General features: G+C 35.2%; 12 protein-coding genes and 1 pseudogene. 4 read left to right on the forward strand and 9 right to left on the reverse strand.

Annotated elements, in window-relative coordinates; translation table 11 throughout:
* Positions 1 to 241: pseudogene (locus KHA93_RS09440) on the reverse strand (sugar ABC transporter permease); the annotation flags it as partial.
* Positions 242 to 458: 217 nt separating this feature from the next.
* Positions 459 to 1,226, reverse strand: a complete 768-nt coding sequence (locus KHA93_RS09445) for a sugar phosphate isomerase/epimerase family protein (RefSeq protein ID WP_213110514.1) — start codon at positions 1,224 to 1,226, stop codon at positions 459 to 461.
* 433 nt (positions 1,227 to 1,659) lie between these two features.
* Here KHA93_RS09445 and KHA93_RS09450 point away from each other — a divergent pair, with 433 nt between their 5' ends.
* Positions 1,660 to 2,646: a LacI family DNA-binding transcriptional regulator gene (locus KHA93_RS09450; RefSeq protein WP_213110515.1), complete on the forward strand. Its 987-nt coding sequence runs from the start codon at positions 1,660 to 1,662 to the stop codon at positions 2,644 to 2,646.
* 46 nt (positions 2,647 to 2,692) lie between these two features.
* Here KHA93_RS09450 and KHA93_RS09455 read toward each other — a convergent pair whose 3' ends face one another.
* The 4 genes from KHA93_RS09455 to KHA93_RS09470 all read right to left on the reverse strand — a co-directional run bounded on the left by KHA93_RS09455 (position 2,693) and on the right by KHA93_RS09470 (position 6,431).
* Positions 2,693 to 3,343, reverse strand: coding sequence for a bifunctional 4-hydroxy-2-oxoglutarate aldolase/2-dehydro-3-deoxy-phosphogluconate aldolase (locus KHA93_RS09455; RefSeq protein ID WP_213110516.1), 651 nt, complete (start codon positions 3,341 to 3,343; stop codon positions 2,693 to 2,695).
* Positions 3,337 to 4,485, reverse strand: coding sequence for a galactonate dehydratase (dgoD, locus tag KHA93_RS09460; RefSeq protein ID WP_213110517.1), 1,149 nt, complete (start codon positions 4,483 to 4,485; stop codon positions 3,337 to 3,339). Before dgoD ends, KHA93_RS09455 begins: the two co-directional genes overlap by 7 nt.
* 88 nt (positions 4,486 to 4,573) lie before the next feature.
* Positions 4,574 to 5,386, reverse strand: coding sequence for a phytanoyl-CoA dioxygenase family protein (locus tag KHA93_RS09465; RefSeq protein ID WP_213110518.1), 813 nt, complete (start codon positions 5,384 to 5,386; stop codon positions 4,574 to 4,576).
* A gap of 73 nt (positions 5,387 to 5,459) precedes the next feature.
* Positions 5,460 to 6,431: an ROK family protein gene (locus KHA93_RS09470; RefSeq protein WP_213110519.1), complete on the reverse strand. Its 972-nt coding sequence runs from the start codon at positions 6,429 to 6,431 to the stop codon at positions 5,460 to 5,462.
* Positions 6,432 to 6,601: 170 nt separating this feature from the next.
* Here KHA93_RS09470 and KHA93_RS09475 point away from each other — a divergent pair, with 170 nt between their 5' ends.
* Entirely contained in the window at positions 6,602 to 7,807 is a 1,206-nt protein-coding gene (locus KHA93_RS09475) for an ATP-grasp domain-containing protein (protein WP_213110520.1), read from the forward strand.
* A gap of 117 nt (positions 7,808 to 7,924) precedes the next feature.
* The gene (locus tag KHA93_RS09480; protein ID WP_213110521.1) at positions 7,925 to 8,368 is read left to right on the forward strand and encodes a CotY/CotZ family spore coat protein; all 444 of its coding nucleotides are present in this window, start codon (positions 7,925 to 7,927) and stop codon (positions 8,366 to 8,368) included.
* 72 nt (positions 8,369 to 8,440) lie between these two features.
* Here the strand turns inward: KHA93_RS09480 and KHA93_RS09485 are convergent.
* A protein-coding gene (locus KHA93_RS09485; RefSeq protein ID WP_432806308.1) for an IS3 family transposase occupies positions 8,441 to 9,999 on the reverse strand; the annotation gives its coding sequence in 2 pieces (ribosomal slippage) (positions 8,441 to 9,366 and positions 9,366 to 9,999; 1,560 coding nt in all).
* 354 nt (positions 10,000 to 10,353) lie between these two features.
* On the opposite strand from KHA93_RS09485, the gene KHA93_RS09490 reads away from it, so the two are divergent.
* Positions 10,354 to 12,519 carry a YheC/YheD family protein gene (locus KHA93_RS09490; RefSeq protein ID WP_213110522.1) on the forward strand — a complete coding sequence of 722 codons (2,166 nt, stop codon included), beginning with the start codon at positions 10,354 to 10,356 and terminating at the stop codon, positions 12,517 to 12,519.
* Between the two features lie 60 nt (positions 12,520 to 12,579).
* On the opposite strand, the gene KHA93_RS09495 is transcribed toward KHA93_RS09490, so the two are convergent.
* Both KHA93_RS09495 and KHA93_RS09500 read right to left on the reverse strand, forming a co-directional pair.
* Positions 12,580 to 13,916 (reverse strand): IS3 family transposase gene (locus tag KHA93_RS09495; protein WP_213108995.1). Its coding sequence is split into 2 segments (ribosomal slippage): positions 12,580 to 13,535 and positions 13,535 to 13,916, totalling 1,338 coding nucleotides; the frame shifts between segments, so codons are not numbered across the junction.
* A gap of 178 nt (positions 13,917 to 14,094) precedes the next feature.
* Positions 14,095 to 15,324, reverse strand: coding sequence for an ATP-grasp domain-containing protein (locus KHA93_RS09500; protein WP_213110523.1), 1,230 nt, complete (start codon positions 15,322 to 15,324; stop codon positions 14,095 to 14,097).
* Positions 15,325 to 15,523 lie beyond the last annotated feature (199 nt).

Raw genomic sequence — 15,523 nt, forward strand, 5'->3', positions numbered from 1 at the left:
CGGTAAAGAACATATTAAAATGTTTCCAACCCGCCCAAGGACTTTCCGCAATCCCCTTGAATATGTTGTAATCCTTAAACGCCATGATGATTCCGTACATCGGAATATAACTAAAGATAAAGACGAATATAATGGCAGGAATTACCATCAATTGGAGTTCCCACTGACTCATAAGTCTAAAGAAGACTGATTTCTTCTTTGGAACGATTACGACATTTTTATTTGCAACTGCTTTTTCCATATGCCCCCCCATTTACTCTTTCGCATGTATTAAAATTTTTCTGAAAATGGCCAGCACACAAATATTTAAAAATCAGTTTTTTAGGAATATTTCACTTTTCCTTAACCATTTCTAAAAAATCATCCAAATCATTCAAGCTGCACCAATTTCTCCCTTATTAAGCGTTATCAAAAATATTTTTATATTCAGGAGAGAGAAGTCTCTCTCCTGAAACACTTTATTTAGCTAGATAAGGCAACTTTTCTTTTAAATAGTTAATGCTAATTTCTATACTTTCAAAAGGTGTTTTACGGCTTACGTCTTGTTCAACTACATACCATTGTACATTTGCTTCGTCACCAATATTTAATACCGCCTCAATATCGACGCCACCTGTACCTAGTTCAGCAAAGAACTTTTCATCATCTGTCGTCATATCTTTTAAATGAACTAATGGTGTTCTATTTTGATATTTTTTAATCCACTCAACTGGATTTTCTCCAGCTTTCGTTAACCAATAAATATCAAATTCTGTTTCCAAATTTTCAGAACTTACATCATCAAAAATGCTTTCGAGTGCTGTTCTACCATCTGATAAACGATCAAGTTCAAAATCGTGGTTATGGTAGCAAAGTGTGATGCCTTCCTTGCGACATTCTTCACCTGCTTTTTCTAAAAACGGAATAAGTTCTTTATAGTCTTGTTCACTTCTTTGATCTGGCATTAAATAAGGACAAACTATAAAGTTACTGCCTAATATTTTTTGTTCTTCGATAACTTTTGCTAGATTGCTTTTTAAATCATCTAATCCTACGTGACTTGAAGCTGCTTTAAGTCCATACTCATCAAGTAGGGCTCTTACTTCTTTCACATCTAGGCCGCCGTACCCAGCAAATTCAACACCATCAAATCCTAGATCTGCAACTTTTTTCAGTGTACCAGCAAAATCTTGAGCACTTTCATCACGCAATGTGTACATTTGAACTGCTACTGGAATCGTTCTCATAATAACCTCTCCATTTCTACTTTTTGTGAAAATGCAGCCTTTCCATTTAATGAAGGAAGGGTAGAGTTGATTAACAAAGAAGAAGATTTACTATCTTAAAATATTTATAGATGCATAACATCTCCTTCTATATGTAGATCTGTAACAAAGCTTGTTGAAAATTTTTCCTGTTAACCGTTTACAAAATTTAATAGTTTAACGGGAGTTAATCGTTTCAACTGATGTAATTGTATATCAACTTTTTTAATCTTTCAATACATTTTTACATTTTATGATCTTTTTTGTCAAATCTCGCATATAATATGTATTATGATTACATAGATTTCCTATTTCGTAATATTTTTTTCTTAAACGATTAACTTATTTCTGTTATTATAGTAAAATAGCAAAAGATATGAAAGCGATATCATTACAACTATTGGGAGGTGGAGACATGGTAAGTATGAAAGATATTGCGAAAAGAGCTGGTGTCTCTATTGCAACTGTTTCTTATGCATTGAATGGAAGCTCAAAAATTCCAGAGGCGACTCGAAAAAAGATAAAAGATATTGCAAATGAGATGTATTACGTTCCGAATGCAATGGCACGTTCATTAAAAAAGCAGGAAACAAAAATAATTGGTATATTTTTCATTCTTGATTACAGTGGTAGTTTTTTCGGACCGATTTTGCAAGGTATTTATGAATCACTTGCCGATACGGGATATGAAGTGATTGTTTGTTATGGAGAAAACTCACATCGATTTTTACCCGAACAAGTTATTGATGGCGCCATTATACTGGATGCAGGATTTTCTACTGAAGAATTGACAAGGTATGCTGATCATGGGCATAAAATGGTCGTCTTAGATAGAGAGATTAATCACCCGAATATTAATCAGATTTTACTTGATAATAGAGGTGGATCCAAAATAGCTATTGACTATTTACTTGAAAAAGGTCATAGAAAGCTTTACATCGTAAAAGGCCATGCTGATGCCTATGATGCTAATGAACGACTTCTTGCTGTAAGAGAGACGGTACAGCAATATAAAAATATTGAATACTATGAGATTGAGGGTTCTTTTGATAAACAATCAGGGGAACTAGCTGCGGAAAAAATCGTCAAAGAATACAGTGAACCAGCTGCTATTTTTTGTTTAAATGATAATATGGCCATCGGGATGTATGATTACATCTCAAATACACATTATCGTATTGGTGAACATTTCCACATAATAGGATTCGATCATACTGAGCTTTCTCAATACGTTACACCGAAACTAGCTACTATCGATTATTCGAAACGACAATGGGGTACTATTGCTGCTAAAAATTTATTAAAATTACTAGATAACAAACAAGTTTCAAATGAAATGATACAAGTTTCGCTCGTCGAAGGGGAATCTGTAAAAAACGTAAATAATGAAATATTAGACTAAAAAGATGGACAGGGTGACGTGTATTGACCTTGTCCATCATACTCCATTACTCTTCCATTTTGGCTAATTCTATATATTGTTTTGCCAGTTCGGTCAATCCTCTAAAATTTCTACTATCAATCATAGTCTTATTCACAATATTACTTCCTATCCCTACCCCTATTACTCCAAGTTTGAAATAGTCTTGAATATTGTATAGGTTTACTCCTCCAGTCGCGATTATTTTTACGTTAGATAAAGGTGCTCTAATTTCTTTTAAATAATTCAATCCAAGTGAACCCATTGGAAATAACTTAACTGCATTTGCTCCTGCCTTTATTGCCTTCATAATTTCTGTTGGCGTCACTACTCCAGGGAAAATTTCAATTCCTTGTTTGCATGCCAAATCAACTACATCCTCATCGAGATTTGGTGTCACGATATATTGAGCTCCAGCCTGAATCGCCTCGAATGCCATTTCCGTATCCAATACGGTTCCCGCTCCAATACAAACATCATCATGTTTAAAATATTCACGCCACTCGCTAATAATCTCAGTTGCGCCTTCTGTATTCATTGTCACTTCTATAAAACGGATGCCGCCTGCAACCAATGCTTCAGCAACAGGAATACAGTCCTTTTGTTTAATTCCTCTAACAATGACAATTATTTTCTCTTTTTCTATCCTTTTTATTAGATCACTCTCATACTTTACCATTCTGCTACACTTCCATCACGATGACGCCAAACAGGATTTTTCCAATCGTGTCCAATTTCAGCCATCTTACGGACATATTCTTCATCCACTTCAATTCCCAGACCTGGACCTTGCGGAATAGCAACATGCCCTTCATTATACGAAAATACAGCTGGATCTTTTATATAATCAAGCAAGTCATTTCCCTTATTGTAATGAATGCCTAAACTTTGTTCTTGAATAAAGGCATTATGTGCGGTTGCATCAACTTGCAAACATGCAGCTAATGCAATCGGACCAAGAGGACAATGAGGTGCGACTGCCACATCATATGCTTCTGCCATTGAAAAGATTTTCTTGCATTCTGTAATTCCTCCTGCGTGCGAAAGATCCGGCTGAATAATATCTACATATCCATCATGTAATAAATGTTTGAAATCCCAACGTGAAAACATTCTTTCACCTGTAGCAATTGGAATATTCGTTGAACTTGCAATTTCTTTTAGTGCTTCATTGTTTTCAGGGAGGACAGGCTCTTCAATAAACATCGGACGAAAAGGCTCCAATTCCTTCGCCAATATTTTTGCCATCGGTTTATGTACACGACCATGAAAATCAATTCCAATTCCTAAATAGTCACCTGCAGCATCACGGACAGCTGCAATTCTCTCGACGGCTTCGTCAATCTTTTTATAGGAATCAATATATTGCAACTCCTCTGTCCCATTCATTTTCACAGCAGTAAAACCATTTTCTACTGCTGCTTTAGCTGCTAAACCGACATCAACTGGCCTGTCCCCTCCTATCCACGAATAAACGCGAATCGATTCGCGACAAGCCCCTCCTAATAATTGATATACTGGGGTTTGCAAAAACTTTCCCTTTATATCCCAGAGTGCCTGGTCAATTCCGGAAATTGCACTCATGATAATTGGTCCACCGCGGTAAAATCCGGATCTGTACATGACGTTCCAATGATCTTCAATGCGTAAAGGATCCTTCCCAATCAAATAACTCATTAATTCTTCAACACACGTTTTAACCGTTGCCGCTCTTCCCTCAACAATCGGTTCCCCCCACCCAACAATTCCTTCATCTGTTTCCACTTTCAAAAAAAGCCATCTAGGGGGAACTTGAAATAGTTCAAAACTAGTAATCTTCATATTATTTCCACCTTTTCCATCTCAAAGTGTAAAAGAAGAGATGATGGTCAACGCCACTATCTCTTCCTCTTTAGCTATTACTTAACTATTAATCAACCGCCACTTTTTCTTCCTTTGTAAATTGCTGCATATTTTCCCTATAATGCATCCAAATATCTGTCATTGGTGCTTTCCAATCTTTTCTCACATCTACATGATTAATTCGGAAAAATGTAGCATAACGAATATTCGGTGAAATATTAGGGCCTATACCATGGGCTAGTTGGTAATGGCAAAAAATGATATCACCAGCTTTTCCCTTTATTTGAATTGGTTCGGGCATATCTATAGGCGGCATACCTTCCAATAATGCCTCTGGGCCATGTTCTCTAAAATATTGTTCATATTGAAGGTGAGTCCCAGGCCATACTGTAAAATTACCTGCGTCCTCCTCTGGTAAATCGCTTAATAAGATCCCGACTAATGCGGTAAAATTCTGAATTGTACCTTCGGGAACCCCGTTGTTAGGTGAGTACATTCCATCAATATGTGGGCTAGCTGGAGGTATAGGGTCCTCCATTCTTGGAAAACGCAATGCAATCTGAGCTCCTGTAATAGGATACGTCTTATCTAAGTCAATGACTGAATTAACAAGATCAAATACCGGTGTTTTATTAAAAAGATCCGAGATGACAGAAGTATATTGAATCTCAGGACAATACGATTGGGAACGTAGAATTGGCAGCTTTTCCTTGTTCATACCTTCTTCACCAAGTGAATGGTTGATGGCTTTTTTCACTTCATCCAACATAACTTGCGGGATAACTCCTGGAATCACTACAAAACCATTATCATACAACTCTTTCCTTTGATTAAAACTTAACTCCATTTCTTCACCCCTCTTTAATGTTTGCGCTTTCATTATAGTACAAGCTGAATAGCACCGCAATAAAATTCACTCAATTCAAAAAAGTAAAACGGTGCTAGTTCTCTTTTTAATTGTTATTTTGTTCGAATTCTGCTACCGCTAAATGGGCAGAACCTATAAGTCCCGCAGAGTCTCCAAGACTACCAATCACTAATTTTGGCAGCTCACTATTATCATAATGTTGTACAAATATATCTTGAATAGGCTCTAAAATAAACTTACCCGCTGAAGCTGCTCCGCCTCCAATGATTATGGCTTCAGGATTCAATAAAAACGTAGCGGTTAAAAGTTTCTCAGCCAATGTCTTACCAACATAATCAAATATCCCTAATGCCACTTGATCATTTTGTAAACAAGCCAAATATACATCTTTTGAAGTAATCGTACCATCGTTAGACTTTAAAATGGTTTGATCTCCAGATTGAATGGCTTCTTGTGCCAATCTACTAATTCCACTAGCAGAAGCAATTGTTTCTAGACATCCAATTTTACCACAGTTACATAGATAATTTGCTCCAGGTACTGGATCATGTCCTAATTCTCCTGCATAATAGTCTGATCCTGTTACCATTTGGCCATTTATCATGACTGCTGCTGCCATTCCTGTCCCTAACGTTATACAGATCAAATTATCGGCACCTTTGCCACTCCCTGCCAACGCTTCTCCCCTTGCATAGTTTCGGACATCGTTATCAATAAAAACCGGTACACCTAATCTTTTTTCCATTTCGGATGCAAATGGGACCTCTTCGTAACCTAAATTTACTGCCCTAATGACGATACCTTTGTTCGGGTTAACTTTACCAGGAACGCCTATTCCTACACATTTTATTTTATTTTTATAGTCATTTTTTTCAGCAAGTGCGCTTACTTCTACTTCAATTAAATCGAAAAATTCTTCCGGATTACTCGTTTTTTTAGGAAAATAGGGCTTCAACGTAGGAATGCTTACTTTATCTAGCAATTCTAATTCATGATTAAAGATTCCAATAACCGTATTCGTTCCCCCAATATCAATCCCAATAACTCCCTTTTCCATACCATCGCTCCTCTTCAGAATAAATTTCTTATTAAGATGGATTTTATCATGGTACCTATTAATCGAGCAATTTTACTCTTAACTTGTCCATGATTATTTTATTAATTTCCCCTTCATGATTCGATTTGCATAATATAAAAAAAGGGATTTACAAAAGGAATGAAGAACAATTGGAAACAATCATTTTTATAGGTTGTAATAATACTGGATCGAGTATGGAAGCGTTAATGATAGCAAAAGAAATGGACTACTTTATTGTACTATTTACAAACAGAATAATTCCTTGCCTCCCCAATGTTGATAAATTAATTCATATGAAAAATATATTTAATGAAGAGATGGTACTATATGAAGTAAATTTATTAAAAGAACAAGGAAAGCAGATTCGAGCATGTTTAAGCTTTATTGATCCCTTTGTCTCGTATGCTGCTAAACTTTCAAATAAGCTTGGATTAATGAAATTATCAGTAGAATCTCTGTATCTAATGGAAAATAAAATAAGGGTACGAAATACGCTTCTTAATCATCCTACCTCTCTTCTCTATACGACCATAGATGGGAATAGTACACTGGAGGAACTGCTAAAAAAATATCATCTCTCTCTTCCATTCATTCTTAAAAGCCCTACATCAAATGGATCCAGAGACGTTATTCTTGTTAATAATCCGGAATCATACATTAAAGGAATTCGTTTATTGCAAAACAAACATGCAGCCCCCATACTACTGGAGGAATATATTACAGGCCCTCAATACTTAATCGAATTGATTATATTCAATAAACAACCATGCATCGTGGCGGTCATTGAACAAGAGGTTGTATATAATGGAGCTTTTATTGTTGTTGGGTACAATTATCCTGCTGAATTAACAAAGAATGAGTACGAAAGCTTAACAGAGTCTATAGAGGGCATTGTAAATCTACTTGGAGTCACAAACAGTTCATGCCATTTAGAAATGAAAAAAATACAAGGCAGCTGGAAACTAATAGAAATAAATCCAAGAATGTCTGGAGGACATATGAATCAAATCATTGAAGAAGGGACAGGAATTAATCTTATTAAAGAAATTATTAAAATGAATATAGGAGAACAGCCATCTTTAATACCTTCTAGGACTGAATATGTATATGCACATTATTTAACCGTAAAGTCAAATGGCACCCTTCTTAAAGTAATAGGTAAAGACGATGCTTTTAAACATGACGGGGTAAAATTGATCGACATTAAAGCAAAAGAAGGAGATCTTGTAACAGTACCGTATTCTATGGGCAATCGATATGGATGTGTAATTGCTGTTGGAGAGTCAAGGCAAGTAGCAAAAACAAATGCGCTGAATGCTTTAAGTGAAATAAAGTTTTATTTAGAAGCCTTATGAAAAATCCCCAATGAAAATGGGTGTTGTAACCAAGTCCATATTCTAATATTATTTACACCTTCCCACGCCCCGACAATACTATAGATAATAATAATCAACGAAGGGGCTGACATCTAAATGCCTAATAAACATAACAAAAAGCATACTATATGTCATGCACTAAATGAGTTAAAAACGATGCAGGACTTATTAACAGAATCCTCATACAAATATTTAGGTAAAATGCTTTCAGATTTAGTAGGTGCAGATACAATCCCTTTCATTATGTATACAAATGATGGTTTATTCAATCGAATTGGACGGGAAACAACAACGAATGATGAAACGTTTGTAACTAATTATTTTCGCATTGAATCAATCAATAAAGAAAGTGGCAGAGCAACTATTTCTTTGCTTCGCCCATTCGATATCCATGGGAAAAATACACTTTCAATTGACGAGCTAATCGTATTGAAAAAAACATCCTCATCCATGAGCATTGATTTATCACATATAAATGGAATCCAGCCATTAGACATAGATTATATGAAAAGAAAGAATATTATTGAACAAAAATGGTAAATCGACAAATTTCACTCTAGGCATACTGAACTGCCCCCTGTCAAGTAGACAGTGGAAATAATAAAAACTAATCTAAGCGGCGTTAGCTCTAAATTCCATAGGGCTAAGGCCGTTTAGTCGTTTTTGATATCTTTCATGATTATAAAAACGAATGTATTCATTTATCGCTTTAGAGAGGTCTTCAAATGTCTCGTACTTATCTAGATAATACTTCTCGCATTTGAGTGTACCCCAAAAAGATTCCATCGGTCCATTATCGATACACCTACCAACTCGTGACATACTCTGTGTCATCTCTGCTTTATCAATTCTACGTTTAAAGCCATGAGAGGTATATTGGAATCCACGATCACTATGAATAAGTGGATGATTCTCGTCCAATTGTTTTGTAGCTTGATCAAGTGTTTTAAACACAAGGTTATTATTATTGGAATGTCCTAAAACATAGCTAACAATTGAGCCATCATACAGGTCAAGAATAGCGCTTAAATAAGCTTTCTTTGATGGACCATATTTAAATTCTGTGACATCAGTTACCCATTTTTCATTGGGCTTTTCAGCTTTGAAGTCACGATTTAATACATTCTCCGCAACATGTTGGGGGATAGAACGCTTATAACGTTTCTTCTTTTTCCGTATGATGGATTGTAAACCAGCAACCCTCATCAGCCTATAATAACGTTTGTGGTTGAAGTTCTGCTCGAATTTTCGATTTATGTTCAACATCATTCTACGATAGCCATAAATGCCCCCCACTTTTTCATGGAGAGCCTTCATCTCTTTTATAATTTCATCATTCTGAAGTTCTCTTGCAGATGGTGTACGTTTAAGCCACTTATAGTAAGCAGCTCTTGAAATACCAGCGATTTTACAAAGCAAGAAAAGACTCAAATCTTCCTTCACATGAACCTCATGAATAGCGATATAAATAGTTTCAAATCGGATTCGGCTTACTTTCGCCTCCTTTCGATCTCCTCTAACTTTTTTAAGAATAAGTTCTCCGCACGTAAACGTTCATTTTCTCTTTCTAACTTTTTCATCTGAAGTTTGATTTTCTCTTCTGGCGTTAGCTCAGCTTCTTCCTTCTTTCTTCCACGTTTATCTTTAAGTGCCTCATCTCCGCCATCTTCATACTTCTTAACCCACTGATACACTTGTTGATAAGAAACTTCAAACTTCTCAGCTGTTTTTTGATAATCTTTACCGTTCCCCAAGAAATCCAGCACTATTTGTATCCGTTCATCCCAAGTAGTTTTTCTCCCTTTAGTCATAGAGATCGTTCTTCCTTTCGACGTATCCTTTAATTCTCTATGACTATTATACTTGTTAATCCATTCTCTGAGGACAGAGTTATCCGAGATATTGTACTTTCTCACAATCTCTCGAAGAGAGTATTCGCCTGAATGATAATCCCTGACAGCAGCTAGTTTTAATTCTTTACTGTACCTTTTCCAAGATGATGACTCTTTAAGACCTTCGGTACCATATTTATCAAATTTATATTTCCACTCATTAATTGTGGATATATTTACCTGGTACTTCTTAGAGATTTCGGTTAATGTCCATTTTCCATCTTCGCATGCTTTTATTACTTTATACTTATACTCTGCTGTGAAAGCTCTTTTAGACACAAAAAATGCTCCCCTTTTGGTAGTCAGATTTTTATTTTTTAATCTGTCTACCATAAGGGGAGCATATCATACTTAGAGTGGTTTTTTTATTTCAACTTTCAAACTCCACAAAACTAAACGTCTGTCAGTTACAAAAGAAAAAGGAAATGAATCTAATATACAAGGTATCTATATGGAAAAGCGCAAGCCATTGCTTATCAATATACAAACTTCTGGACCGAAGACTTGCTATAGGTAAGTCCGACAACACACAAGGTGAGAAGTTTGTTGTTCGAAAGGAGCTGGACTGGACAAAAAAATGCTTTTCTAAATACTTTTTATACTTTCTTTAGAAATGAAAGAGGAGATTATTCAATGACATCGATAGGAATGTTACATCATCGGAAAGATCCAAATACGGTCATTAAGTCATATGCTTATGCTGCTGTGGCCAAGGCAGAAGGTGCAACATTTTTCTACTTTTCCCCCGGTAAAGTCAATTTCGCGAACAGTACAATTAGAGGACAGGTTTACGAAAATGGGAAATGGGTAGAAAAGATTATGCCTTTCCCGGATGTTATATATAATGCCGGGAGTCCAGAAAAGCTAGCGAAATCAAAAGAGGTTATACAAAAGTTAAAGGATAAAATTCCTTTTACCACTCACTCAATCGGGAATAAATGGAACGTCCAAAAGAGATTGAAAGAAGCAAATGAGTTCTCAAATTATCTTATCCCAACTGAAATCATTAAGTCTTCTGATAGCTTTTTCAAATATATGGATGTATTTGAAAAAGTGGTGTTTAAACCAATAGATGGAAGAAAAGGGAAAGGGATATTATTCATTACCAAAAAATCGAATGGCTTCCATGTACAGACTGACTCAGATAGTAAATTCTATACAACTCAACAGCTAGCAGTCCTTATCAAGTCAAAAATTAAAACGGGCACCCATATTTTGCAACCATATATAACATCGGTAACAAAGTCGGGGCAAGTATTTGACTTTAGACTTCATGTCCAAAAAAATGGAGAAGGAAAATGGGTGATCACCACCATCTACCCAAGGATTGCCCCATCGGGATCTATTATTGCAAATATTAATAACGGAGGAAATACAAATTACTTAGAACCATTTTTAGAACAAGAATTTCAAGAAAAGGCATTTAATATTAAGAGAATGCTAGAGTACTTTTCCCTATCACTTGCAAAACATTTAGATGAGATTCAAATGTTACTTTTTGATGAAGTTATTGACGAAATTGGCATAGATGTTGGGTTAGACCAAAATCATAAAATATGGATTTATGAGGTGAATTGGCGACCAGGTTGTCCTCCTGCTTTTTACTTAGAGTTAGACGTAGTGACGAATACGATACGATACGCCATTTACTTAGCGAATAATCAACAAAGGATTAAAGCACAAATAAGACAACTAAAGAGAAAAAGGAATCAGAAAAAAAGAGAAATCCCAATTATTGCGATAACCGGAAGTGCTGGTAAAACAACTTCAAAAGCCTTCCTTGCATCTATTTTAGCGAAAAAGTGGAATGTTTTTGAATCTAAAGATTATTGGAATACTACGGAGCATACGAAAAAACATAAAGAGCTAATAGAACCTTCACATGAAGCGGTTGTATTGGAATACGGAATGGCCTATCCAGGTGTTATTACAGAGCATTGTAAAATCATTACGCCAAATATCAGTATCGTAACGAATATCGGTCTTGCTCATGTTGGTAATTTTAATAGTGATATTAGAGGAGTAGCACATGCAAAGTCAGAGCTAATCCACGGAATGGATCAACATGGTTTGCTAGTCGTGAATAAAGATGATGCTAATTCGAGATTTTTGGAGACTCAGAAATTTAAAGGAAAAATCCTAACAGTCGGTATAAAATCAGCAGCAGACTACAGAGCCTATGACGTAAAATATGCGAAAGAAGGCATGGAATTTAAAATAAGATTGCAAGGTAAAGTTATCCAACTATATATCCCTATTTTAGGTGAACATCATGTTTATAATGCTCTTAATGCCATTGCAGTTGCAGACCAGCTAGGATTTTCTCCTATGGATATTAAAGCAGGACTAATCTTTAAAAAGCCACCAAGAAGATTAACAATCTACAATTGCAAAAATAATATTACGGTCATTGATGATACCGTTCACTCTCACCCACAAGGGGTCCGTGCAGCGATTGATGTTCTCTCCAATATCAGTAAGGACCGGACAATTGCTATTATTGGACAAATGAGGGAATTAGGTGATTTAAGAGAAGCGGAATATCGAAAACTTGGCGAGTATCTATTGAGCAAAAAGATTGACTACTTAATCACATATGGCTTTAGAACAGATGAAATTAGTAATCATGCAAAAGCAAAAGGATTTCCTTCACAAAGAGTGTATCATTTTACAGATAAAGATAAATTACATGATTTACTGTCACAAATCATTAGAAGTAATGATACGATCTTAGTTAAAGGTGCAAGTAAAACAAACATGTTTGAAACCGTGAAGTTTTTAGATGAAAAATATGGTTAATTTTTAAAAGGACACCACTTAATCTAAACTGTACCCTTTGTAAAGGACATTAAAAAAAGGTTATGCAACTTGGAGAAGATGATTTCTGTATTCAACAGGAGTCATCTTCTTTAAATTCCATTGATACCTAAAATTATTGTGATAAGTCATATAACTTCTTATTTCCTTTTTAAGTTCATCTAAAGAACTACATGTCTTTATAGTAGCTTCATCCTTAAGATGTCCAAAAAAAGATTCTTGTGGTGCATTATCCCAACAGTTTCCCCTTCTTGACATCGATTGCTTTAGCCCCAGTTGCTTAACTTGTTTTTGAAAAGTAGGACTAGTGTAATGTCCGCCCTGATCCGAATGAATAAAAGCTCCTTCAGCAAACTCTATTTTTCTATTATTTTTTAACTTTACTAATGTATCCGTAGCTAGATCCAATGTAAGTTTATCGGATACGTTATAGGCCACTATTTCATTCGTTGACCCGTCTAAAATAGTGGATAAATAAGCCTTTTGATTCTTTCCATAATAAAGATAAGTGATGTCTGTAAGCAGCACTTTACCTGGAATATCTTGTTTGAACTCTCTATTTAGTAAATTGGGCAATATGGAGTGTTCCTGGGTAGCCTTTAACATTTTCTTATAAGGATTAGCTCTTCTAATAGGACATACAATATTATATTTCCTCATGATTCTTCGTATTAGCTTTAAGTTGTATGTAATATTAAACTGCTTTTCTAAGGTCATTTTAATCTGTCGGGCGCCTTTAGTACGGCGTTTATAATGAAAAGCCTTTAAAATAATATCTTTTAGTACTAAATCTTTCTTCTCTCGTCGATTTCTTATTTCCTTTGATTCTACAGAGAAATATTTATAGTAACCTGATCGTGAAACCTGTGAAAGCTCGCACAAATAACCAACCATATTTTTAAGTTCGTACTCTTCAATCACTGAGTGAATTAAAAGAAACTTCTGTTCAGCAGAAACCTTTACTTGTTTATCTTCACTCCCCTTTCCATCATGTCTAGCTTTTTTAACAACTCGTTCTCCGCACGAAGAAGGTGAATCTGAGCCTCTAACTTTGCATTTTTTTCTTCTAGTGAAAGTTCCTTTTCAGACGGTCTCCCAGAATTCGTTGTACGTGCATCCTGAAGACCAAATACCCCAGATTCTTTAAATGCTTTTCTCCATCTATAGGCAGCCTTATGAACTCTGACTATTCCAATCAGTTCAACGTCAAAACCATGATCTTCAAAAACCTGTCTAGGTGTCTTGCCATTCTCTGTTTCAGCTATCAATATTCTTTTAAATTCATCTGAATAAGTAATACCCTTTGAACTAACAGATTTAGCATATGGATTATTAGAAAGTAATTTTATTTCTTTCTCTGAAAAGTGTTTTTTTGTCATTTTATTGTTCTCCGATTCCCCATTTTGTTCATTATACAAAAAAGTACCCTATAGGGCAGACCTTTTTTAGTGTCTACTCTATAGGGTACAGTTTAATCAAATGGTGTCCTTTTAATGTGTTGTTAGATTAATTCTCAAGTATCAGACTGCCAATAGTCAACAGTTTAAGGACACCAGGTTATTGGGTGTCCTCGTTTAAATGAAATGTAATTTCTCTTGCAGCTTTTTTGGCATTTCTTTTTGCTTCATCAATACTGTCCCCCGTAGCAATTACATACGCGTATCGATGGCCTAAAGATAATGGAGGTGTAAGTCGAGTCCCTTTTTTTGGCTTAATGAATACTTCAACCACCCCAGGTGATTTTTTTGCTCTTCCTCTCCCTGTTACCCTTTCCAATATACCTTTTCTTGTCACAATTACATATTGTGTATATATATGATTTATATGTTTAGGTTCTAATGAAGGTGTTTCTCCTAGAAATAACTTTAGTGTTTCCTCAACTAGACTAAAACCAAATGCCGCCTTTAGCATGTTGTTCATAGCCCCACCAGAAATTCTAGGGTTGATTTCAATTATTTTTAATCCACGACCTGTACTTCTTAGTTCGAGATGGAGGGTTCCATTCTTAATGTTGAATTTTGAGACAACCGAATTCAATACCTTTTCAATACTAGACATTAAATATACTGGAGGATCTACTAGTACCCCATATCCTGTTATGATAAATCTTCGACCTCTAATAATTTCCTGCTCAATAATTCCTGCAATCATAACCTTACTATTATGAACCATTGCCTCTACTAAGTATTGTTTTCCTTCAATGTATTCCTCAACAATCATCACTTCATAAGGGTTTTTTTCCTGCAAACTTTTAGTATGTCTTATTAATTCATCGTTATTCGCAGCATATAACACATCTTTTGATCCTGTTGATTTTGGAAACTTAACAATTACCGGAAAAGCCATTTTTTCACTAACGGAATCAAAAGAGTCACCTGGCTTAATGATAGAAAATTTTGGCGTGTAACTTTGATCCTTTAAGAATGATCGAGTTTCTTCTTTATTTTCCATCATTTCTATTGCTCTTGATGATGTATAATTTTTACAATACTCACCACAAAGCAGCGAAGCAATATGAACATAGGAATCTAGAAAACTAACAACCGTTAGAATTTCATACCCTTTTTGCTTCAAATTCATTATTTCGTTTTTCATTTCAGTATAATTATTTGTGTCTACTAAAATCATTTCATGAACATCTTTATATTCTTCTCTTTGCTGAATCTGTCTTTCATTTTTCGTGAAAAGGACGTTAAAATAACCTAATTGTTCCGCGGCCTTAATTGCCTCCCTGCTCGATCCAGATTTATTTGTACCTATAAAGATTATCGTTTTCAAATGGCCCACTCCCTAATAAACTTCAATAAAACAACTCGATATATATTTATGAAATAAACCGTTTTATGTATAGTTACCTATCATGCAGGACCGATTATTACGAAAATTAGTCTTTTTAAGCAATGATAAATGTAAGTGTAGTAGAAAATTAATTAGGATATTCGTACAAACGAGATGTTAAATGTATCATATTATGTCTAACGTGAAA

Origin of the sequence: Lederbergia citrisecunda (genome assembly GCF_018343695.1) — a bacterium.
GTDB classification, from domain to species: Bacteria; Bacillota; Bacilli; order Bacillales; family Bacillaceae_C; genus Lederbergia; species Lederbergia citrisecunda.

What these genes read in the sequence shown, in the direction of transcription:
- KHA93_RS09445 (WP_213110514.1), bottom strand. Translation starts at nt 1,226, where the DNA reads ATGAGAACGATTCCAGTAGCAGTTCAAATGTACACATTGCGTGATGAA.
- KHA93_RS09450 (WP_213110515.1), top strand. Translation starts at nt 1,660, where the DNA reads ATGGTAAGTATGAAAGATATTGCGAAAAGAGCTGGTGTCTCTATTGCA.
- KHA93_RS09455 (WP_213110516.1), bottom strand. Translation starts at nt 3,343, where the DNA reads ATGGTAAAGTATGAGAGTGATCTAATAAAAAGGATAGAAAAAGAGAAA.
- dgoD (WP_213110517.1), bottom strand. Translation starts at nt 4,485, where the DNA reads ATGAAGATTACTAGTTTTGAACTATTTCAAGTTCCCCCTAGATGGCTT.
- KHA93_RS09465 (WP_213110518.1), bottom strand. Translation starts at nt 5,386, where the DNA reads ATGAAAGCGCAAACATTAAAGAGGGGTGAAGAAATGGAGTTAAGTTTT.
- KHA93_RS09470 (WP_213110519.1), bottom strand. Translation starts at nt 6,431, where the DNA reads ATGGAAAAGGGAGTTATTGGGATTGATATTGGGGGAACGAATACGGTT.
- KHA93_RS09480 (WP_213110521.1), top strand. Translation starts at nt 7,925, where the DNA reads ATGCCTAATAAACATAACAAAAAGCATACTATATGTCATGCACTAAAT.
- KHA93_RS09490 (WP_213110522.1), top strand. Translation starts at nt 10,354, where the DNA reads ATGACATCGATAGGAATGTTACATCATCGGAAAGATCCAAATACGGTC.